The sequence below is a fragment of the Chryseobacterium gambrini genome, from assembly GCF_027920505.1.
Taxonomy (GTDB): domain Bacteria; phylum Bacteroidota; class Bacteroidia; order Flavobacteriales; family Weeksellaceae; genus Chryseobacterium; species Chryseobacterium gambrini.
The window spans coordinates 850,979-872,443 of sequence record NZ_CP115857.1 but is presented as its reverse complement, the minus strand read 5'-3'; the positions used below and the strand labels follow the sequence as shown (position 1 = coordinate 872,443).

At 37.0% G+C, this 21,465-nt stretch carries 18 protein-coding genes; 12 read left to right on the top strand and 6 right to left on the bottom strand.

Translation table 11 applies throughout. The features are described 5' to 3' along the window. The first annotated feature begins 264 nt into the window (after positions 1–264). The 9 genes from PFY09_RS03905 to ychF all read left to right on the top strand — a co-directional run bounded on the left by PFY09_RS03905 (position 265) and on the right by ychF (position 11,681). A complete protein-coding gene (locus PFY09_RS03905; RefSeq protein ID WP_084196320.1) occupies positions 265–834 on the top strand; it encodes a helix-turn-helix domain-containing protein in 570 nt (189 codons plus the stop codon). Positions 835–1,197: 363 nt separating this feature from the next. After that, positions 1,198–4,023 (top strand): TonB-dependent receptor, encoded by a 2,826-nt coding sequence (locus PFY09_RS03900; RefSeq protein ID WP_271161469.1) that lies wholly within the window; start codon positions 1,198–1,200, stop codon positions 4,021–4,023. 10 nt (positions 4,024–4,033) lie between these two features. After that, a complete protein-coding gene (locus PFY09_RS03895) occupies positions 4,034–5,335 on the top strand; it encodes a DUF5690 family protein (protein ID WP_271161468.1) in 1,302 nt (433 codons plus the stop codon). A 12-nt stretch (positions 5,336–5,347) separates the two neighbouring features. Then, the gene (locus tag PFY09_RS03890; RefSeq protein ID WP_271161467.1) at positions 5,348–6,502 is read left to right on the top strand and encodes a TIGR03364 family FAD-dependent oxidoreductase; all 1,155 of its coding nucleotides are present in this window, start codon (positions 5,348–5,350) and stop codon (positions 6,500–6,502) included. 6 nt (positions 6,503–6,508) lie between these two features. After that, entirely contained in the window at positions 6,509–7,180 is a 672-nt protein-coding gene (locus PFY09_RS03885) for an HAD-IA family hydrolase (RefSeq protein WP_271161466.1), read from the top strand. Positions 7,181–7,361: 181 nt separating this feature from the next. After that, positions 7,362–9,215 carry an alkaline phosphatase family protein gene (locus PFY09_RS03880; protein ID WP_271161465.1) on the top strand — a complete coding sequence of 618 codons (1,854 nt, stop codon included), beginning with the start codon at positions 7,362–7,364 and terminating at the stop codon, positions 9,213–9,215. Positions 9,216–9,436: 221 nt separating this feature from the next. Beyond that, positions 9,437–9,988 (top strand): ferritin, encoded by a 552-nt coding sequence (locus PFY09_RS03875; protein WP_271161464.1) that lies wholly within the window; start codon positions 9,437–9,439, stop codon positions 9,986–9,988. 147 nt (positions 9,989–10,135) lie between these two features. Further along, the gene (locus PFY09_RS03870; RefSeq protein ID WP_271161463.1) at positions 10,136–10,336 is read left to right on the top strand and encodes a bacteriocin-like protein; all 201 of its coding nucleotides are present in this window, start codon (positions 10,136–10,138) and stop codon (positions 10,334–10,336) included. A gap of 253 nt (positions 10,337–10,589) precedes the next feature. Then, complete coding sequence (gene ychF, locus PFY09_RS03865) at positions 10,590–11,681, top strand: redox-regulated ATPase YchF (RefSeq protein WP_271161462.1); 1,092 nt, start codon at positions 10,590–10,592, stop codon at positions 11,679–11,681. Between the two features lie 90 nt (positions 11,682–11,771). Here the strand turns inward: ychF and PFY09_RS03860 are convergent, their stop codons facing one another. Next, positions 11,772–11,924, bottom strand: a complete 153-nt coding sequence (locus PFY09_RS03860; RefSeq protein ID WP_108409124.1) for a bacteriocin — start codon at positions 11,922–11,924, stop codon at positions 11,772–11,774. An 18-nt stretch (positions 11,925–11,942) separates the two neighbouring features. Then, a complete protein-coding gene (locus PFY09_RS03855) occupies positions 11,943–12,098 on the bottom strand; it encodes a hypothetical protein (protein WP_271161461.1) in 156 nt (51 codons plus the stop codon). A 151-nt stretch (positions 12,099–12,249) separates the two neighbouring features. On the opposite strand from PFY09_RS03855, the gene PFY09_RS03850 reads away from it, so the two are divergent. Together PFY09_RS03850 and PFY09_RS03845 are read left to right on the top strand one after the other, a co-directional pair. Continuing rightward, complete coding sequence (locus PFY09_RS03850) at positions 12,250–13,188, top strand: helix-turn-helix domain-containing protein (protein WP_408640186.1); 939 nt, start codon at positions 12,250–12,252, stop codon at positions 13,186–13,188. Positions 13,189–13,278: 90 nt separating this feature from the next. Then, positions 13,279–14,043, top strand: a complete 765-nt coding sequence (locus tag PFY09_RS03845; protein ID WP_271161459.1) for an SDR family NAD(P)-dependent oxidoreductase — start codon at positions 13,279–13,281, stop codon at positions 14,041–14,043. A 92-nt stretch (positions 14,044–14,135) separates the two neighbouring features. Here PFY09_RS03845 and PFY09_RS03840 read toward each other — a convergent pair whose 3' ends face one another. The 4 genes from PFY09_RS03840 to PFY09_RS03825 all read right to left on the bottom strand — a co-directional run bounded on the left by PFY09_RS03840 (position 14,136) and on the right by PFY09_RS03825 (position 19,277). Next, on the bottom strand, positions 14,136–15,284 hold the full coding sequence (locus PFY09_RS03840) for a methionine aminotransferase (RefSeq protein ID WP_271161458.1): 1,149 nt from the start codon (positions 15,282–15,284) through the stop codon (positions 14,136–14,138). Between the two features lie 197 nt (positions 15,285–15,481). After that, the gene (locus PFY09_RS03835) at positions 15,482–16,750 is read right to left on the bottom strand and encodes a T9SS type A sorting domain-containing protein (RefSeq protein WP_271161457.1); all 1,269 of its coding nucleotides are present in this window, start codon (positions 16,748–16,750) and stop codon (positions 15,482–15,484) included. A 29-nt stretch (positions 16,751–16,779) separates the two neighbouring features. Beyond that, positions 16,780–17,997 (bottom strand): T9SS type A sorting domain-containing protein, encoded by a 1,218-nt coding sequence (locus PFY09_RS03830; RefSeq protein ID WP_271161456.1) that lies wholly within the window; start codon positions 17,995–17,997, stop codon positions 16,780–16,782. A gap of 563 nt (positions 17,998–18,560) precedes the next feature. Beyond that, positions 18,561–19,277, bottom strand: coding sequence for a LytR/AlgR family response regulator transcription factor (locus tag PFY09_RS03825; RefSeq protein ID WP_271161455.1), 717 nt, complete (start codon positions 19,275–19,277; stop codon positions 18,561–18,563). A gap of 284 nt (positions 19,278–19,561) precedes the next feature. Between PFY09_RS03825 and PFY09_RS03820 the strand changes: the two genes are divergently transcribed. Beyond that, positions 19,562–21,451: a DNA topoisomerase IV subunit B gene (locus tag PFY09_RS03820; RefSeq protein WP_271161454.1), complete on the top strand. Its 1,890-nt coding sequence runs from the start codon at positions 19,562–19,564 to the stop codon at positions 21,449–21,451. Positions 21,452–21,465: the final 14 nt, after the last annotated feature.

Here is a 21,465-nt window from a genome sequence, read left to right as displayed (position 1 = left end):
TTTGATCTTATTTTTAAAGAAGTTAATGTAAAAAACTTATGTGATTATAAATCTCTGCTTAGCAACAGCTTTGTGAGCCTAAGAACAATGAATAATTGAAAAGTCATTCATCAATTTTGGGTTAAAATTCAGCATTATGATGAATAAAAGATTATAATATAAAATTAAAGATCTCCAAATTCGAAATAGTATAAAAGAAATATCATTTAATATAGTAAATTTGCTTCTGCATATAATAACCGGATCTTGGCTAACTGTAATGATATGAATGATTTTTTAATAGGCATTGGAAAGAGACTAAAAGATATCAGGAAAAAAAATAATTTAACCATTAACGAATTAGCTTTCAGAGCCAATGTAAGCAACGGACTTGTTTCCAGAATAGAAAACGGAAGAACCATTCCTTCGCTTCCTGTGCTGTTGGATTTAATCCAGTCTCTGGAAATTGATGCGAGTTACTTTTTTGAGGGGGTTGAGAAAAAATCAAACGCAAAATTCATTTACCTGCCCAAAGAAAACCAGCAGCTTATTGAAAAAGAAGTGGAAGCTGAAGGGTTTAAATACATGCATATCTTCAGCAAAAGCCTTCATTCTTTAGGTTTTGAAGCGGTTTTACTCACCCTTGAACCCAATGCCAAAAGAGAAAAAGTAATTACTGATGCATGGGAATTCAAGTATATTCTGAAGGGAGAAGTAAAATATCTGATCGATAATGAAGAAGTGATATTAAAAGAAGGAGATTCTCTTTATTTTAACGGAAAATTCCCGCACGTTCCGGTGAGCATCAGTAATGAAAGCTGTATTATGCTGGTTTTGTATTTTTACTCAGGATAAATTTTATATCTCTTTTTTAATTGTTTATTTACAAATATTCAATTATTATTTTTCATAAAAGTTTACAAATACGCAACTTTCTGTTTTTTATCAAACCTTCTGATTTAACTTTAAATTAATCTTTGGGCGTTTGTTTTTTTGAAAATTTTATTAAACAAATACGCATTGTATATGGTGTTCCGTCTTCTGAAACACTGATTAACACTCATGTTTTTCCATTATGAAAGAAGAATACGGTACTTTCTGCAGGTAAAGCTGAGGTAACAATTCTGCTTCATTTATTAAACATTACTTAATATAATATAGTTACATATATTAAAATTATTGACTTTTTTTGCGGTGTAAATTTAATATATGTAAACAATGGAGCCGATAATAAAAAAATCTCTATTCCCTCTTTTTGCCTGTTGCAGTATTTTCATCTCCGCCCAGCAACAGATCGTCACAGGAATTGTTTCAGACCATAATCAGCCGCTTCCGGGAGCTGCCGTGAAGATTGCCGGAACCTCCAAAATCATCATGACCGATTTGGAAGGAAAGTTTTCTGTCAATGATCTGAAACCGGGACATTATGACCTGCAGATCTCTTATATTGGTTTTGAAAATCAAAGTATTGCCATAGACTTGCAATCTCAGCAGACTATGGACCTGGGAATGATCTCCATGCTTCAGAAACAGAAAAACATTGATGAAGTCATCGTTACCGGATCTCTGAAAAACAGCGAAGCAAGAGCTTTAAATCTTCAGAAAAACGCAATCAATATTTCCAACGTTATTGCTTCCGACGGAATCGGGAAATTACCGGACCGAAATGCTGCGGAAACCGTTCAGCGTGTACAGGGAGTTTCCATAGAGAGAGATCAGGGCGAAGGAAGATTTGTTTCTCTGAGAGGATTGCCGCCATTCTGGGCTTCAACAACCATCAACGGAAACAGGCTTCCCACAGCGGAAGAGGAAACAACATCCAGAGCAACCGCTTTCGATTTTTTTCCGACAGAACTTATCTCTTATGTTCATGTGAACAAATCTTTCACTCCCGATATGGAAGCCGACGGAATCGGAGGCGGCGTGAATTTCATTACGAAAACACCGCCTATGAAAACCGAGTTCAAAGCAACACTGGGAAGCGGTTACAATGCTAAATCTGATAAAGGAGTCTACAACATCGGACTGCTTTACGGCGGAAGAACAAAGGATAAAAAATTCGGGTATTTATTCAATTTTGCACACTTCATCCGAAACTGGTCTACCGATAATTTTGAAGCGAGAAGAAGCGGGGATGAAGGTGTTTTCAGGTTAGAGCTTCGCGATTACAACGGAGTGAGAAAAACTACAGGAATCAACACGGCTTTTGAATATGTGCTGTCTCCAAAAACCACATTTTATTTCAAAGGAATGTACGGAACGCTGTCTGATGATGAAACGCACTACAAACACAGAATCCGTTTTGATAAATTCAGTTCCGCCAACAACACCGCAAGAGTGGAATTGCAGAACATCCATAACCGTCTGATTACAGAATTAACCTCGGTTTCTTTAGGTGCAGTTCATCAGTTAAAAAAAGGAAAAATCGACTGGGATCTATCATATTATGACAATAAATTCAAATACGGAAACATTCCCGATAAGCAGAACAACTCCTATTATGTCATTAAGTACACTCAATCCGGAGTGGGAATCGATCCTGCTTATATTGCCAATCACGGAATAGGTCCGAGAGCTTACTGGAAAGCCGATGGCGGAAAATTGGACTACAAAGATCCGGACGCGTTATTTGGCTTTTACAGCGATCCCAATTTTAAAATGGACGCTTCTAAAATGAGATTTACCGATCTGGAATTTTACAAAGTCTTTGTGGAGGAAAAGGATAAAATGGTTGCTGCTTTTAACCATGAGATCAATGCTTCAGATCGTTTAACCTTAAAATACGGTTTCAAATACAGGGATAAAGAACGGAATGCCAGATTCTCGGATATTTTCTACAACTGGAACAACGGAACGGCACCGCTTTTATCAGATTTTGGACAATATATTACGAGTCAGGCGAATGGAACTCAATATTTAAGCGAAATGAACACCCACATCGGGAATACGTTCGGTCCTGTTCTGTCGACATCGGGAATGGATCAGTTCTGGTTTCAGAATCAGGGAAATTTAAAGATCAATACAGCCGATTCGGAAGCTCTGGAATACAATAAAGCACTCGGAAGAAATTTCGATGTCTTTGAAAAACACGCCGATGCTTACGGAATGGGAACGTATAAAGTGAATGATAAGATCACCATTTTAGGAGGGATCAGATTATCGAATACCAATACGCAAGTAAAAGGATATAATGTAATCAATAATACCCTGATTCCTGTTGAAAACACAAAAAAATATCTTGCCGTTTTGCCGATGCTGCATATTAAATACGCTCTAAATGATAAAATAAATCTGCGTTTTGCCGCCACGAGAACATTTTCCAGACCTAATTTCGGAGATTTAACGCCGGGAGGAACATACAGTGAAGCCGACAACGAATTCAAAGGCGGAAACCCGAATCTGAACCCGACCTATTCTTTAAATTTTGATCTGATGGGAGAGTACTACTTTTCAAACGTAGGAATTCTGAGCGGGGGAGTATTCTATAAATCCATTACAGACCCGATTTTTCAGGATTCTTTCATCGGAAACTACAACGGAATAAACGGCGTACAGTTCACCGCACCAAATAACGGAAAAGCAGCTTCACTAAGCGGAATCGAATTGGGCATCAACAAAAGATTCGATTTTTTACCCGGTTTCCTGCAATATTTCGGAACACAGCTTAACGCCACTTTCATGGATTCTGAAATGGTAAAACCAGGCGGAAGGAAAGTGAAACTTCCTTATCAGGCAAAAGAATTATACAATGTTCAGTTGTTTTTCGAGAAAAAAGGATTCAACGCAAGACTGGCGTACAATTACAAAGGCAAATATGCTGTGGAATATGCGGAAGACGATATCAATGATTCCTACTACGGCAAATACAGCAGTCTGGATTTCGGAGGTTCCTATCAGTTCACCAAACACCTCATGTTATATGCAGACGTGAACAACATTCTGAATAAACCGCTGATCTACCATTTCGGAAAAGACGAAACCCGTCCCGAACAGGTTGAATATTACGGGGTAAGATGTAATTTGGGAATAAAGCTTAATTTCTAACCGGATCACCATGGTAAAAGCGGTCAATAAAAAAACAGAAGTAACCCTGAAAGCGGCTTTCGCGGCATTTGGAGTGTACTTTTTTATGTATGGTTTCCGGAAACCCTTTACAGTCGCCTCCTTCGAAGGACTTTCTTATTTCGGGATCGATTATAAAGTTTTGATAATCATTGCGCAGGTTATGGGATATTTTATCTCAAAATTTCTTGGAATTAAGTTTATTTCAGAATTAAAGCCGGAAAAAAGGATCTTCTATTTATTCATCTTTATTGCAGTTGCAGAAATTGCTTTGCTGGGTTTTGCCGTCATTCCCGCTCCATACAATATTCTTTGTATGTTCATTAACGGGATTCCGCTCGGGATGATCTGGGGAATCGTTTTTTCTTATATTGAAGGAAGGAAAACAACGGAAATCATCGGATTGTTTTTGTGTTCGAGCTTTGTGGTTTCTTCAGGATTTACAAAATCCGCAGGAAAGTTTTTAATGGATACCTTCCATATTTCAGAATTCTGGATGCCCTTTTCGGCAGGATTGTTATTCATCATTCCGTTGCTCATATTCGGACTGATGCTGGAAAAACTTCCGCAACCTACGGAAGAAGACATTCTGTTAAAAAACAAAAGAGAGCCGCTTAATAAAGCAGAAAGAAAAAAAATCATTCAGCAGTTTCTGGTTCCGATGGTCTGCATTACATTGTTGTACGTAAGTCTTACGGTTTTAAGGGACTTCAGAGATAATTTCAACCGCGAGATCTGGGATAATCTGCACATCAGATTCAGCAGCTCTGTCTTTACATTAACGGAAATTCCGATTGCTGTTATGGTGCTTCTAATCTTAGGTTTTATGGTAAAGATCAAAAACAACAGAAAAGCTTTTGCCTTGTATCATTATCTTCTTTTTGGAGGGATTTTAACCGTAGGTTTTTCAACTTTTTTATTTGAAATCAAAGTTATATCGCCTTTTTTATGGATGGTTCTTTCAGGTTTCGGAATGTACCTCTGTTATATCCCGTTCAACGGAATGTATTTCGACAGGATGATTGCCGCTTTCAATATCAAAGGAAATGTAGGGTTTCTGATCTATCTTGTCGATTCTTTCGGGTATCTGGGAAGCGTTCTGATTCTGCTTTACAAAAATTTCGGCTCACCGCAGACTTCATGGCTGAATTTTTATATCCGGCTGAACTACATCATCGTAGCCATTGTGCTGGTTTCTTCCTTCATTGCATTGGTTGCATTCAGAAGAAAATCAGGAAAAAATGAAATCAATAACCAACCGTACATCAATTTCGATCCTTCGAAAAGTATATAAATTATAGTAAAAATGACAACAAAATTTGATTTAATCGTTGTAGGAGGAGGCATTTTAGGAACTTTTCATGCGTATCATGCGCTGAAAAAAGGACTTAGAGTCGCTTTAATAGAGAAAAATTCTGTTCCTCAAGGAGCAACGGTAAGAAATTTCGGGCAGGTCGTTCCTTCCGGAATGGATCTCAAATGGCAGAACTTCGGAAGAGAAAGTTTAGCCATGTATAACGAACTTCAGTTTCAGGCTGATTTAACGGTACGAAAAAACGGTTCGGTCTATATCGCATCCAATGACGAAGAGCTTCAGCTAATTAATGAGCTGCATGAAATCAATAAAAATAATGATTATGAATCTGTTCTTCTTTCAAAAAGCGAATGCATCAGCAAATTTGATGGTCTTCGTTCAGATTACTGCAAAGGCGGATTGTTTTTCCCTCAGGAATTATCGGTAGATTCTGCTGAAATGATTGTAAAATTTCACCGGTTCCTACAGGAAAAACTGGATCTTAAAATTTTCTATAACACAACCATTGTTGAAACCCATGAAAATGACGGAGAATGTATTGCCATCACTGCAGCCGGAACAGCACTGAATGCCTCAAAAATAATCATCTGCGGCGGACATGAATTTAAAACGTTATATCCCGAAGTTTTTAACGAAAGTGATCTCGAAGTAAGCAAACTGCAGATGCTTCAGACAAAACCACAGGGAATTTATGCGCTTCAGGGAAATATTCTCACCGGACTTTCCATCAGAAGGTATGAATCCTTTGAAGAATGTCCGTCTTTCAAAAAAATCAAAACAATGGAAGACCCGAATTCCTTTGAGAAAAAATACGGAGTCCATATTTTATTCAAACAGGCTTTGGACGGTTCGGTTATTTTAGGAGATTCCCATGAATATGCAGATGCGAAAAATGCAGATGATTTAGGATTTGATCTGAATATGGAAATAGATGAATTTATGATTAATGAAGCAAAGAAAATCATAGATCTTCCGACCTATGAAATCCAGAGAAGATGGTTTGGAGTGTATTCCCAGTGCAAAACAAAAGATATTTTCGAGTACAGTCCGTCTCCCAACATTCATATTGTAACGGGAATCGGAGGAAAGGGAATGACGGGAAGCGGAGGCTTTTCAAAATTTAATATAGATAAAATTTACGCATAAAATTAAATGAAGAACATAGAATTACTGGTTCTGGATATGGCTGGAACCACCATTGATGAAGATAATGTGGTATATAAAACGTTAATGAAAGCCGTGAATGATTACGGATACAATGTTTCTCTGGAAAAAGTGTTATTAAGCTGCGCCGGAATGGAAAAACTGGAAGCAATCAGCAGTCTGTTAAAAGAAATAGGCGGAAATGAAGAAGACGCGGCTGCCATTTTTGAAAACTTTTCGGATCAGTTAAAAACTGCCTATCAGAATTTAGAGGTAAAACCAATCAACGGCGTTGAAAATTTCCTGATAAAGATGAGATCTCAGGATAAAAAGATTGTTTTAAATACAGGTTATACTTCCGAAATTGCCCTGCAGCTTTTGGAAAAACTGGGCTGGAAAGAAAATGCCCACTTTGATGCTTTAATTACAGCCGACGATGTTTCGGAAAGCCGGCCGAGCCCGGAAATGATTCTTCTGGCAATGAAAAAATTCAATATTCATGAACCTGAAAAAGTGTTAAAAGCGGGAGATTCTGTCATTGATATCGAAGAAGGCAAAAATGCAGGCTGCGGAGTTACGGTAGCCGTCCTTTCCGGAGCGCAGAGCAAGGCTGAACTGGAAAAATCCAATCCCGATTATATTTTTAACACGATTTCTGAGGCTGAACGATTTTTTTACTAATTCTTTCAAATTACGCTTATCCCAATTCAGCCTCTTTTTTTAATTTCTGAAATCCAGGAAATCAACTTTGTCAAAGTTTTAAACTTTGACAAAGTTCCCAAAGTTCCGAACGTCCCTTTTTTAAATTACTTAATCAACCTAAAGTTTGTAAAATCTTAAAATTCAAAACCCACTTATTATTATGAAAACAAAACTATTTTCAATGGCAGTCGTAATGAACTGTTTTCTCGGAGCTCAGACGAAGAAAGTTCTTTTCATCGGGATCGACGGTTGTCGGGCGGATGTTATGATGTCTTCCGGTACGCCGAACATTCATGCATTGGCAGATCAGTCAGTTTATTCTTTAGACGGTCTCTGTGCTGCAATTACTTTGAGCGGAAACGGCTGGAGCACCATGCTTACAGGAGTCTGGCATACGAAACACAATGTGCAGGATAATAATTTTACCAGTCCGAACTATGCAAATTACCCTGACTTTTTAACGAGAGCAGAAGCGTATAATCCCAATTTAAGAACCATTTCTCTGGCTCATTGGGCTCCGGTTAACAATACCATTGTTCAGAACGCCGATGTAAAGACTAATTTCACAACAGATCTTGCAGTGAAAAATGCCGCTTTAAATACATTGCAAAACGATAATCCGGACATTTTATTTATTGATTTTGATGATGTGGATCACGCCGGACATTCTTATGGCTTTTCGTCTTCTGTACCGCAGTATGTTGCTGCCATACAAACCATCGACACGTACATCGGAGAAATTGTTAATGCTATGAAAAGCCGATCAACGTACAGTAATGAAGACTGGCTGGTTGTTTTAACCACGGATCACGGCGCGGTAGATAACGGGCATGGAGGCGGAAATCTTTCGGAAAGGAATATTTTTACCATCTATTCTAATCCTAATTTTACTCCTCAGCAAATCAGCAGAACCATTTCAGAATCTTCTAAAACGTTCAATCAGCTCAATCTTCCGGCAGGAACATATGCAAAACCTGCGAATCAGACTCCATTTAATTTTGGAACAACTCAGGATTTTACAATTGAATTCTGGGTGAAACCCAATGTTGCGTACAACAGTGATCCTGTAATGATAAGTAATAAAAACTGGGCAAACGGAAAAAATAAAGGTTTTGTAATTTCAGGATATTCCGGACAGACTTTTAAAATGAATATTGGCGACGGAACCAACAGGATTGATCTTGTGGGCGGAAAAATGGAACTCAATACATGGAAGCATATTGCCGTAAGTTTCGACAGAGACGGACTTGTAACAATGTATGAAGATGGTGTTCCCGTAACTTTTGCAAAAATGAACACCATTGGAAATATTGATTCGGGACTTCCTTTTACGATCAATCAGGACGGGACAAACACCTACAGTCCAACGCTTGCAGCTTCTTATAGAGACATCAGAGTGTGGAAATCTGCGCTTCCGAACGAGGTTATCGTGAATTGGGCAAATCAGGATATTACGGCTTCGCATCCTTATTATTCTCAATTGGTTGCTAACTGGAAATGTGATGAGGTTTCGGGAAATACACTGGCAGATTCTGGTCCGAATGCAAACACCGTTACGATTACCGGATCTCCTGCCAGAAATTTGAACACGGTTACTAATTTTAAAATTTATAATTATTTATCGACAACCCGGGAAACAGATCATTTGCCGACTGTATTGAACTGGCTTTGTATTCCTGTTCAGCCATCTTGGGGAATTGATGGGGTCAACAGAATTCCGCTATGTGCCAACGGAAGCTTATCTGCTGAAGAAAAGGAGATTACAACGAATGATTTTATGATTTATCCCAATCCTTCGAATCAGGAAGTAAATATAAAATTGAAATCAAAGGAAAAGGAAATGAAGATTGAAATTATTGATGCGAAAGGATCACTGATTTTATCAAGAAAAGTCAATTCTTCCGACGATGTTTACCATGAAAAATTCAATGTAGGTCATTTTCCGGCTGGGATTTATTTCATAAAAATAACAGGAAAAGGAAAGTCGCTTACCAAAACATTGATAAAACAATAGTACAGAGATAATTTTTACTTAAGAAGGCTTCCGTTTTTATACCGGAAGTTTTCTTTTGATCTGAAAATTTCATCTTCATATTTTAGAATAACTATAAATTATCAGCTTAAAATAATGTAATTCAGGAGCTTGTAAATGTATTTAAAGGTTTTGGCTAAAAATAAAAACTTCTCGGAACCATTTTTGTATCCATAGATTTATAATCACAAAAAATATCTATTATGAATACCAAAAGACTTTCCGATTCCATTGAAAAAGCATTAAGCGACCAGATGAACAAAGAAATTCACGCTTCACATACCTTTTTATCATACGGAATCTGGGCAGACAACAAAGGATATCAGGGAATTGCGAATTTCCTGTACAGGCACGCTCAGGAAGAAAGAAATCACTCCATCAAATTCATGGAATATGTATTAAACAGAGGCGGAAAGCCGAAAGTAGATGCAATTCCTGCTCCTCCGGCAGATCCGGAATCGCTTACCGATTGTTTTGAAGGGGTTTTCAAACATGAAGTAGATAACACCACTGCCATTTATAAAATCGTAGATATGGCTCTTGAAGAAAAAGACTGGGCAACATGGAACTTTATGCAGTGGTTTGTACAGGAGCAGATTGAAGAGGAAACACTGGCACAGAATCTAATCGACAAACTGAAAATTGCAGGAGGAGACAGAGCTACCGATGAATCTTTATTTACTTTAGATAAAACCTTACAGGAAACTCCGGGAGATGTTCCTTTGGCGCAGGAAGCAACGGGAGATAATCCTTAATAATCTTTTTGAAATCAAATTACTGAAATCCGTCATATTGGTGACGGATTTTTAGTATAGTTTTATTTCTATAGTCAATTTTTAAGTAAATAATTCATTATGTAGAGAATATTATTATATTTGTCTGAATTACAAATAAAAATTACTATGAAAAATTTGAAAAAAATTTCAAGAGAAGAGTTAAAACAAGTAAAAGGAGCCGGACCCAATGTACCAGCTTGCCCTGTAGGACATTTATGGAGATGCGAAGCTATTGGTGTATGCGATGAGGTATTCGATCAGTGGGATTGTCTTTGCGGATGCTATCCTGTAGATCCTATTCATCCAACACTTCCTTTTCCGAGATAATTAAGACATTTTCTTAAATAGAATATCCCTAAAGCAAAATAGTTTTAGGGATATTTCATTATAGAAAAATGAAAAAAGGCTTAGAATTTAAAATAAATTGGTTAGAAGAATATCCTTTAAAATCACTATCTTTGCACGCTGAAAGTTCAGATTGGAAATAACCTCCGATTTGAACAGTAAACCTTAACCTTAGAATTTTACAATATGAAACCGAAAGGTTACATAGCATTATAAATAAAATAAAAATTTCGTTATGAAATGTGGAATCGTAGGCTTACCGAATGTAGGTAAATCAACTCTTTTTAACTGTCTGAGCAACGCAAAAGCACAGTCGGCAAACTATCCTTTCTGTACCATCGAACCGAATTTGGGAACCGTTTCAGTACCGGATCACAGATTGTTTGAGCTGGAAAAATTGGTAAAACCTGAAAGAGTTTTGCCTGCGGTTGTAGAGATCGTAGATATTGCAGGACTTGTAAAAGGAGCAAGTAAAGGAGAAGGTTTAGGAAACCAGTTTCTTGCCAATATCCGTGAGTGTGAGGCAATTATCCACGTTTTAAGATGTTTTGATAACGGAAATATTGTTCACGTAGAAGGTTCGGTAGATCCGTTAAGAGATAAAGAAATCATTGATATAGAACTTCAGCTGAAAGATCTTGAAACGGTAGGAAAAGCAGTTGAGAAAGCTAAAAAGTTCATCAAATCCGGTAAAAAAGAAGATGTTTTGGCTTATGAAACACTTCAGAATCTTCAGAAATTTTTAGAAGACGGTAAAAATGCGAGAGAATTTGCAACAGATGATTTTACGAAATCAATTATCGGAGATGTTCAATTATTAACCAATAAGCTGGTTCTTTACGTTTGCAACGTGGATGAAAATTCAATAAAGCATGGTAACGAATGGATTGGTAAAATTGAAGAAATGGCAAAAAATGAAGGTGCAGAAGTAGTTGTTTTAGCCGCTCAGATTGAAGCAGATATTAATGAACTGGAAACTTTTGAAGAAAGAGAAATTTTCCTTGAAGAACTTGGTCTTACTGAACCGGGAGTGAACCGACTGATCAGAAAAGCTTATGATCTATTGAAATTACAGACTTATTTCACAGCAGGAGTAAAAGAAGTTAGAGCTTGGACAATCGGAAAAGGCTGGACGGCTCCGCAGGCTGCAGGTGTAATTCATACTGACTTTGAAAAAGGGTTCATCCGTGCAGAAGTAATCAAGTATGATGATTATGTAAACTACGGTTCTGAGGTAAAAGTAAAAGAAGCCGGAAAACTTTCTGTAGAAGGGAAGGAATACATCGTAAAAGACGGTGATATCATGCACTTCAGATTCAACGTATAAGAATAAAGTATTAAAGTTAGTTATAAAGAAAAACGCTTCCAATAATTTTTTGGGAGCGTTTTTTATAACAATAAGTTGAAGATTAAAGTTTTACACAAATTGGCATTTTAATTCTACACAGCCAATGCCGTACTTAAAGCATTCTTTGGTAAAAGGATCTGTACAGATTTCTTTTCCGCCAGTAATAGATTTTAACTGCTTTTTATTCAGTTTCTTTCCGTTGTATACATTTTGATTTTTCATAATGGTGATTTTAATAGATTAAGGAAGGTCAAAACATTCCGGTTCTGCACAACGTCTGCCATATGCTTTACAGAGTCCTGTTTCCGGATCAACACATTGCTGTAGTCCGCCTTTGATGGATCTTAACTGCTTTTTGTTAAGCTTTTTTCCATTTGATAAATTTTGATTTTTCATATAAGACATAATTTTAATTTGGTAATTACTAATTTATAAAATATTTCAATATAAATCACCTTAGTTTGATAAATTTATAAAATTATTGTTGTGGATTTCAGAAAGAATATTCCGTACATTTGAATTTTACAAATTCTTAGGTATGGAAAAAATGCAGCATACTTCTTACACTTCGCTGGATGATTTTTACAGAGAAATGACCGCGAAACTAGGAACGGATCTCGAAACTATTTTTCCGAAAGGGCTTCATAAAGAAATTGGTCATTTCAATGTTTTTGATATCGCCAAAACGATTGAAAAAATCAAAACAACCTCCGAAATGCCTTATAACAGAAGAAAATATTACAAGATAAGCTTAATAAGAGGCAGAAACAGAGCGGAATATGCAGATAAAATTATTCAGATAAAAGGGAATGCACTTTTATTTGCGACTCCTAAAGTTCCGTATCATTGGATTCCCGAAGATCCTTTCCAGTCGGGGAGTTTCTGCGTTTTTACGGAAGATTTTTTTATTAAAGACAAATCACACAATACGCTTGAAGATTTACCGATCTTTCAGCCGGGAAATGTTCCTCTTTTTGAAATTGATGATGATTTGGCAGACGAAATTGAACTCCTGTTTGATAAGATGAAAAAAGAAATTAATTCCGATTATATTTTTAAATATGATCTTATCAGAAATTATGTTCTGGAGCTTATTCCTTATGGACAAAAGTTGCAGCCGGCTTCAAAATTATCAACATCAAATGACGCTTCACTGCGTGTTATTTCGCTGTTTATAGAACTGTTGGAAAGGCAGTTTCCCATAGAATCGTCGGATCAGAGACTGCAATTGAAAACGGCAAAAGATTATGCAGACCGATTGGCGGTTCATGTAAATTATTTAAATAAAAAACTGAAAGAAAGTACGGGAAAAACCACTACCGAAATTATTGCAGAAAGAATTGTTCAGGAAGCAAAAATTCTTCTGAAACAGACCAAGTGGAATGTTTCTGAGATTTCATATGCTTTGGGATTTGAAGAGATTGCACACTTCTCTAACTTTTTCAAAAAGAAAACATCTCTCGCTCCTTTGGAATTTCGGTCATGATTTGAATTTTGCAAATTTAAGTTTGAATAAAGCAAACGCCTGAACCGTAAATTATCTGAACTTTGTCTCATTAAAATAAATCATTAAATAATGAAAACAAGAAGAAAAATTGCCCTAATTACGGGTGGAAGCAGAGGATTAGGAAGAAATTCTGCTATTAAAATTGCGCAGAAAGGTCTTGATGTTATTTTAACTTACAGAACCAATAAGGAAGAAGCGGATAGAGTAGTAGAAGAAATTCAGTCTTTGGGACAAAAAGCAATTGCTTATCAGTTGGATACAAAAGAGGTGAAAAGTTTTGATGCTTTTGTGAAAACGGTCGGAGATCATCTTGAAGAAAATACAGGCAGCCGAAATATCGATTATCTCATCAACAATGCAGGAACAGCTTTATATTGTCTGATTCCGGAGGTTAGTGAAGAGCAGCTGGACGATATGGTGGATATTCATTTCAAGGGTGTATTTTTCCTGACTCAGAAGTTTTTGCCTTTTATGAATGACAACGGAGGAATCATCAACGTTTCATCAGGATTAGCAAGGTTTGCATTGCCCGGATCTTCCGTGTATGGTTCTATGAAGGCAGCGATTGATGTGCTTACGAAATATCAGGCAAAAGAACTGGGTGCAAGAAAAATTAAATCTAATGTTGTGGCTCCCGGTGCTATTGAAACAGATTTCGGCGGAGGAAGAACAAGAGATGATAAAAATATCAATACTATGGTTGCCAATAATACCGCTTTAGGAAGAGCAGGAGTTCCCGACGATATCGGTGGAATAGTGGCTTTCCTGTGTACCGAAGAGGCAAGATGGATCAACGGACAGAGAATTGAAGCTTCCGGTGGAATGTTTTTATAATCTTAAATAAAAACTGGTGACAGAAATTCTTGATGTCACCAGTTTTTATTTTTTTGAAACTGTATAGTTTGCTAAATCTGCGGGAAATAAAATTACAGTTTAGACAAATTCTCCAAAGCTCTTTCCAAAGTTTCCTGCTTCTTCGCAAAACACAAACGGATTACATTTTCATTCAGCTTATTTTTATAAAAAGAAGAAAAAGGAACACTTGCCACTTTATGATTAATCGTGAGTTCGTGAGCAAAATCAAGATCATTTTTGTCAGAAATCTTATCATATTTTAAAGCCTGAAAATACGTTCCTTCGCAATCCAGTAATTCAAAAGAAGTATTGGCTAAACCCTGTCTTAAAAAATCTCTTTTTTCCTGAAAGAATTGATTCAGCTGATTATAATGATCCGGATTTTTCATATATTCCGCCAAAGCAAGCTGCATCGGTGTATTCACGGAGAAAACATTAAACTGGTGTATTTTTCTGAATTCATCCGTCAGATATTTCGGAGCCGCACAATAGCCTATCTTCCACCCGGTTACATGAAACAGTTTTCCGAATGAAGCCACTAAAAGGCTTCTGTTTTTCAGTTCGGGATATTTGCAGATGCTTAAATGCTGTTTTCCGTCAAAAACAATATTTTCATACACTTCATCACTTAAAATCAGGATAGAAGTTCCTTCCACAATTTTAATTAATTCCTGAATGTCATGTTCCTTTAAAATCTTTCCGGAAGGATTGTTCGGGTTATTCAGGATGATCATTTTGGTTTTTTCCGAAACTAAACTTTTTACCACATTCCAGTCGATTTCATAATCGGGAGCTTTCATTTCGAAACGCTTTACGATTCCCCCGAAAAGTTCTACCGTAGGTTCATAACAGTCGTAAGCCGGTTCAAAAATAATGACCTCATCTTCTTTCTTTACAAAAGTCGCAATTGCAGTGAAAATAGCCTGAGTTCCGCCTGCAGTAACAGTAATTTCAGAATCGGGATGATACACTGCCTGATGAGAATTTTCTATTTTTCCGGCAATTTCTTCCTTCAAACCAATCATTCCGCCCATCGGAGCATACTGATTAAAGCCTTTTTTAATGAAATGATCCACATGATACAGCAATTCGGAATCCGGCATGAAATCGGGAAAACCCTGCGATAGATTGATGGCTTCATTTTCATTGGCAAGCTGCGTCATTTGACTGAAAATCGTAGTTCCCACATTGGAAAGTTTGGACAAAGGAAGTTGTATCATTAAGGATTGTTTTTTTTCTTGTATCGAATTTAATTTATTTTTTACAATCAGGAGAGATTTATTGGCTTAAATTAACCACAAAAGGCAAAAAGATATTTTATTGGAGCAGGAATTAAATACTTAAAATGTTTTTAAAGAAATACTTCAAAAGAAAAACCACCCGATTTCGGATGGCTTTTTTAAAGATATGAATTGCACTACCTCGTTATGAGCAGTTTCTGCGAAGCCGTTTTAGAAGTCGATTTTATCTCAACAATATAAGTTCCCGGAAGAAGTTGATCCGTATGGAGTCTTATGGATTGTTTCCCGCTGTTCAGCGTTTCAGATTTTTCGGCAGTTATTTTACCTAAAGAACTGATGATTCTTACAGTAATCAATTCTCTTTTTTCAAGGTTCATATTTACGTCTACATAATCTTTTGCGGGATTTGGAGTAAGTTTTGGCGTGTTAGAAGAAAGAGTATTATCGATTGCCGTATTTGCATTTTTTTGCACTACTGCGGTACTGATATCAAATCCGCCATCCATTACCGTTACCAGTGTAAGTTTTTCATCATCATTTAAATTAACATTAATAGGAACGGATGAAGAAAAATTGCTGAAAGAAACACCTTTTTCCTGTGCGGTAGCATATTCTTTAATCTGGTTGCTGATAAATCCGTTTTTAAAAATTCCGTCGTAAGTAAGTCCGTTTTTAGAAATGTGTACGGTTGCGGTATACACCACATCAGGATAAGTTCCGTTTTGTACAGCCTGCTCATTCGCAAGTGCTTCGTCATCCGAAATATTAACGTTTTCTTTAATAACAACTATTTTTACGTTAGAATAAAAATCTGCAGAAGGAGTGATGTTGATTCTTCCGTTCATTTTAGTAACAACCAGTTGATTATTATCGTTCACCGTAACATCACCGGTAATTTCTCCGAAAGAAGTTCCGTTATCTACCAGTTTAGAGAACTTCTTTTCATCTAAGGTATAGCTTCCTGTAAGTCCTGCAGAACCTCTGCCTGAAGAAGTCTGTGTAAGATAAATTCCGCTGGTAAGATGTTCGGCTTTTGCATAGCTGCTGTACGCATAAGGACCTGTGAAAGAAAGAGTGCAGACATTGTAAACCTGATCGTAAACCGTTCCGCTTTTGCTGCAGATGGCTGTCTGAGGACGGGAACATCCTTTGCTTTCATTAGAACAGGTGGAAGACCATAAACCCACATTTCCGTATCCTACAAATTGACCGATACAGTTGTACCCTGTTACATATTTTTTGTAAGAAAGGACAGAAGTCTGAGCCTGAGCGACAAATTTTCTGTGAAAAAATCCGCCGCACCATTTTCTGGTAATCGTAGAAGCATGCGCAGAAACTTCAGCATGTGAGATTAAACCAATGAAAAGGGCTAAAATTAATTTTTGTGATTTTATGATTTGAAAGCTTTTTTGAAGCAGTCCTTCGGTTTTTAGTATTGTTTTCATGATTTTTTATTTTGTGTTTGTTGATCGGTTTATTTCGAAATCAGAAGTTTTTGCGAAGATTTACTGTTCTCAGATTGTATCTCAACAATATAAGTTCCCTGAATCAGTTTTTCAGTATTAATCTTGATGCTTTGCCTTCCGCTTTCTACCGTTTCGGAAGTGTTAATCAGAATCTTTCCGGAAGTATCCATAATTTTAACAGTTACATTTCCTCTTTTGGAAAGATTGGTCTGTACATCAACATAATTTTTTGCGGGATTGGGAACAAGATTGTAATCCGGTTGACTGGCTGTTCCGGACTCTGCTCTTGCTGCCTCTGCAACATCTTTCAGCGGAGATTTCAGATTAGCTGAATTTTTGGCATTTCCTCCTTCCGCAGGTTTCGGAACGCATATTGAAATGCACGTTTTACACTTAGGCAGGTCTCCTTCAAACTGAGTCACACAAACAGTGTAGCTTCCCGGCAGATTATAAGTATGGGATGTTAAAACATTTCCAGAAGTTCCGTCGCCCCAGTCTACTTTATATAAGCTTGGAGAATTGGTACTCTCCAGAAATACCTGAGCCGTAGTGTAATTTCCTGATGTGCTTGTCGTAGTCTGGATTTTAAAGTTGGAATTGCATTCATTGCATCCTTCACAAGGTTTTACACAGATATTGTCGAAATACATCACTTCCTGTTGTGTAGACGTAATATCCGGAGTAATGGAAAGAACCTGAGAATTCATGATGATATTGTCGAAAATTGCCGTATTCACAGGGCTCATCGTCCATGCTCCATCGGAATTGCTCGGAAGAACACCGCCGCTGGAAAGCTGAATAGGCGCTTTTATACGAACCCATCCGCTTCCGGGAGTTACCGTTACACTTGCAACAAATGTAGCGCTGTTGGTACCGTCGGAAAGCGTGATGTACGGATGATAGGGCAATCCGTAGCCACTGTCGTTATCCAGATAAAAATCAAAATAAAGACACTGTCCTAAAAAATAGTTTCCCAGCTTTTGGTAATCTTTCCAGTTCTGATACCATGATCCTCCCGACTTGTCTTTTATAACAAGAAACTGCGATCCGTCCAGAGGATTCGGAGAACTTATGCCCACACTTACATTTCCGTTGGGCGCGGCAGCCGGAGCCCAGTTTCCGTAAGGATTTACAGGATCATTAAAGTCTGAACAGGGAGGGTTTTGTGCCAAAAGCATTATGTTTCCCAAAAGAAAACAGAAGATTAAAAAATACATTCTTACCATGATGCGAAATTGATTTTATACATCAAAAACCAACAAAAACTTTAAGAATTAATACCCATTGAATACATTTTGGTTTTCACCTTTTTAGCTGTTTAAATTTTCTTGTAGTTAAGACTTTAAAAGTATCACATAAAATAATCTCACACTAAAGTGACTAAGCAAATGTGAACGGATTTTGAGTAAGTGTAGTCTTTTCGCAAATAAATGTATTTTCTGCGCAAAAAAGTTGCGATGAGTTTATGCTTAAATAACTGAATGTTATTGTTTTAATTTTAGTAAAGGAAGAATTTCCTGTTATGTAAGAATCACAGTTTTATGTAAAAATATTCATTCTTACATTAACGCGTTTTCGATAAAGAGAATATAAATTAATAGATAATCAATATTTTGTTTTCTGTTAATTGCGTCAGGCTTCAGTTCGGTGTAAAGATTCCAAATCAAAATTGACTCTAACCAAAATTCAGTATAAGTTTTGGCTAAAGCCCATTGTTTTCTTAATCATTAAAATAGGCTAAATTCCTACTGATATTTTCGTATTGATTTTACATCGAACTCACGTTACATTAAGCCATTTTATGAAGGAATTCGTTTTTTTTCCGGATGGAGACATCCAGAACAGAATTATCCGCCATTACCACCTGTCCGCCTTTTCCTTTAATATATTCTTTCAGATGTTCGAGATTGATGAGATGCTTATGGTGAATTCTAAAAAAATTATACTCCGAAAGGTTCTTCTCAAAATCGCACAGTGTTTTGGAAACCATTACTTTGCTTTTGTCGGAAAGGTAAATAAAAGTGTAATTGGAATCGGCTTCACAACGGATGATTTCGTCAACATTCACCCGCTTAAAACCTTGGAGGGTAGGAAGATTGATCTTGTTTTGAAAACCGGAAAATGCGGAGATCCTGTTTTTTCTGAATTTTTCAAGTGCTTTATTAACGGTGAGCACGAAATCCAGATTTTTTAAAGGTTTGAAGATGTAATGGATAAATCCTCTTTTTATTGCCTGAATAGCAGATTTTTCTGATTCTGTGATAAGAATGATGGAGAAATCGTTTTCTTGAAGTTTTTCCAGCATTTCCAGATCATTTTCGTCAAAACAATGAATATCAACGAGTAAAATATCCGTGGAATTTTTGCTGAAGTAATCTGAATCGAAAAGAATACACTTCGTCTGAAGGTCAATTTCGAATTCAGGAAATTCCTTTTTCAGTAATCGGGAAATGTATTTGCCTTCATCTATGTCATCAATGATACAGGCATTCAATTTATTTTTCATGTGAGTTTGGTTTTTGGTTTCAGTTTTAGTGGTAATTACAGAAAGACAGCCATAAGATAATATTTATTGATGTTGTTAAGATTATTAAATTCAAACATAATCAGCTTTAATTTTAACGAAAAAAATAAAATAAAGCTGGTTTTTCACTTGATATTGAATAATGTAAATATAGAATTTCATTATTAATAATGCAATACCTATTAGAATATTTACAAAAAAATGAATCAAAATATTCGGATAATTTTCTTCAATTTCGTACTTTTGTATGTTTGCTGAAATTATATATGTCACAAGAAATAAATCCGATCTATTCCGAAGATAATATCAGAACCCTCGATTGGCAGGAGCATATCCGCCTGCGTCCCGGAATGTATATCGGGAAGCTGGGAGACGGTTCTTCCGCCGATGATGGTATCTACATTTTACTGAAAGAAATTCTGGACAACTCCATCGATGAGTTCAGGATGAAAGCCGGTAAAAGAATTGAAATAAAATTAGACGACGGTAAAGTTACGATCCGAGATTTCGGGCGTGGAATTCCGTTGGGAAAAGTAGTGGATGCGGTTTCTAAAATGAATACCGGAGGGAAATACGACAGTAAAGCCTTTAAAAAATCCGTAGGTCTTAACGGGGTGGGTACAAAGGCAGTTAACGCCCTTTCCGATTATTTCCGTGTCCGTTCTTTCAGAGACGGAAGGATGAAAGTTGCAGAGTTTTCAAGAGGACTTATCACCGAAAACTTCGAGGAAAAAGATACATCAGACAGAAACGGAACGGAAATCTCCTTCATTCCGGACGCCGATATTTTCCTTCATTTTAAATTCAGAAAAGAGTATATCGAAAGAATGCTCCGAAATTATGCCTATCTGAATCCCGGGTTAAAAATTCTTTTCAACGGAGAAACATTCTTCTCAGAAAACGGTTTGAAAGATTTGCTGGACGAGGAGCTGGAAAACGAAACGCTTTATCCGATTGTTCATCTGAAAGATAATGATATTGAAGTTGCGATTACGCATACCGATAAATCGCAGACAGAAACGTACTTTTCATTCGTTAACGGACAGAACACAACACAGGGAGGAACGCATTTAAACGCTTTCCGTGAAGCTTACGTGAAAACAATCCGTGAGTTTTTCAATAAAAACTTTGATGCATCCGATGTGAGAAAATCTATTGTGGCAGCGGTTTCCATCAATGTAGAAGAGCCGGTTTTCGAATCTCAGACCAAAACAAAGTTAGGATCCAATGACATCGGACCGAACGGACCAACCGTAAGAACCTTCATCATTGACTTCCTGAAAAGCAAATTAGATAATTTTTTACATAAAAACCCTGAAGTTGCCGAAGCGATCCAACGAAAGATTTTAATCTCGGAAAGAGAAAGAAAAGAGCTTTCCGGAATTCAGAAATTAGCGAGAGAAAGAGCCAAAAAAGTTTCTCTGCACAACAAAAAGCTTCGCGACTGCAGACAGCACTACAACGATCAGAAAAACGAAAGAAAAGGGGAAACCCAGATCTTTATTACGGAAGGAGATTCTGCATCCGGATCCATCACAAAATCCAGAGATGTGGAAACTCAGGCGGTATTTTCTCTGAAAGGGAAGCCGTTAAATTGCTATGGTTTAACCAAGAAAGTAGTGTATGAAAACGAAGAGTTCAACCTTCTTCAGGCAGCTTTGAACATTGAAGAAAGTCTTGAAGATCTTCGATACAATCAGGTAATTATTGCCACCGATGCCGATGTCGACGGAATGCACATTCGTCTGCTGATGATCACGTTTTTCCTTCAGTTCTTCCCGGATCTGATTAAGAACGGACACCTTTATATTCTTCAGACCCCATTATTCAGGGTAAGAAATAAAAAAGAGACACGATATTGCTATACAGAACAGGAAAGAGTAAAAGCGTTAAATGAATTGGGAAAAAATCCGGAGATTACCCGATTTAAAGGATTGGGAGAAATTTCTCCTGACGAATTCAAACACTTTATCGGCAAAGACATCCGTCTGGAACCTGTTGTGGTAGGAAAAGACCAAACCATTGATCAGCTTTTGGAATTCTACATGGGAAAAAATACACCAGACAGACAAACTTTTATCCTTGAAAATCTGGTAGTTGAAGACCCTGATATTAATAAAAAAGAAATATTGAGTGAAGTCATAGATGAAAGCTAATTAAAATCTTTATT

Excerpts from the sequence above, each read along its gene's own strand:
- PFY09_RS03905 (WP_084196320.1), top strand. The coding sequence starts at position 265 with ATGAATGATTTTTTAATAGGCATTGGAAAGAGACTAAAAGATATCAGG.
- PFY09_RS03900 (WP_271161469.1), top strand. The coding sequence starts at position 1,198 with ATGGAGCCGATAATAAAAAAATCTCTATTCCCTCTTTTTGCCTGTTGC.
- PFY09_RS03895 (WP_271161468.1), top strand. The coding sequence starts at position 4,034 with ATGGTAAAAGCGGTCAATAAAAAAACAGAAGTAACCCTGAAAGCGGCT.
- PFY09_RS03890 (WP_271161467.1), top strand. The coding sequence starts at position 5,348 with ATGACAACAAAATTTGATTTAATCGTTGTAGGAGGAGGCATTTTAGGA.
- PFY09_RS03885 (WP_271161466.1), top strand. The coding sequence starts at position 6,509 with ATGAAGAACATAGAATTACTGGTTCTGGATATGGCTGGAACCACCATT.
- PFY09_RS03880 (WP_271161465.1), top strand. The coding sequence starts at position 7,362 with ATGAAAACAAAACTATTTTCAATGGCAGTCGTAATGAACTGTTTTCTC.
- PFY09_RS03875 (WP_271161464.1), top strand. The coding sequence starts at position 9,437 with ATGAATACCAAAAGACTTTCCGATTCCATTGAAAAAGCATTAAGCGAC.
- PFY09_RS03870 (WP_271161463.1), top strand. The coding sequence starts at position 10,136 with ATGAAAAATTTGAAAAAAATTTCAAGAGAAGAGTTAAAACAAGTAAAA.
- ychF (WP_271161462.1), top strand. The coding sequence starts at position 10,590 with ATGAAATGTGGAATCGTAGGCTTACCGAATGTAGGTAAATCAACTCTT.
- PFY09_RS03860 (WP_108409124.1), bottom strand. The coding sequence starts at position 11,924 with ATGAAAAATCAAAATGTATACAACGGAAAGAAACTGAATAAAAAGCAG.
- PFY09_RS03855 (WP_271161461.1), bottom strand. The coding sequence starts at position 12,098 with ATGAAAAATCAAAATTTATCAAATGGAAAAAAGCTTAACAAAAAGCAG.
- PFY09_RS03850 (WP_408640186.1), top strand. The coding sequence starts at position 12,250 with ATGCAGCATACTTCTTACACTTCGCTGGATGATTTTTACAGAGAAATG.
- PFY09_RS03845 (WP_271161459.1), top strand. The coding sequence starts at position 13,279 with ATGAAAACAAGAAGAAAAATTGCCCTAATTACGGGTGGAAGCAGAGGA.
- PFY09_RS03840 (WP_271161458.1), bottom strand. The coding sequence starts at position 15,284 with ATGATACAACTTCCTTTGTCCAAACTTTCCAATGTGGGAACTACGATT.
- PFY09_RS03835 (WP_271161457.1), bottom strand. The coding sequence starts at position 16,750 with ATGAAAACAATACTAAAAACCGAAGGACTGCTTCAAAAAAGCTTTCAA.
- PFY09_RS03830 (WP_271161456.1), bottom strand. The coding sequence starts at position 17,997 with ATGGTAAGAATGTATTTTTTAATCTTCTGTTTTCTTTTGGGAAACATA.
- PFY09_RS03825 (WP_271161455.1), bottom strand. The coding sequence starts at position 19,277 with ATGAAAAATAAATTGAATGCCTGTATCATTGATGACATAGATGAAGGC.
- PFY09_RS03820 (WP_271161454.1), top strand. The coding sequence starts at position 19,562 with ATGTCACAAGAAATAAATCCGATCTATTCCGAAGATAATATCAGAACC.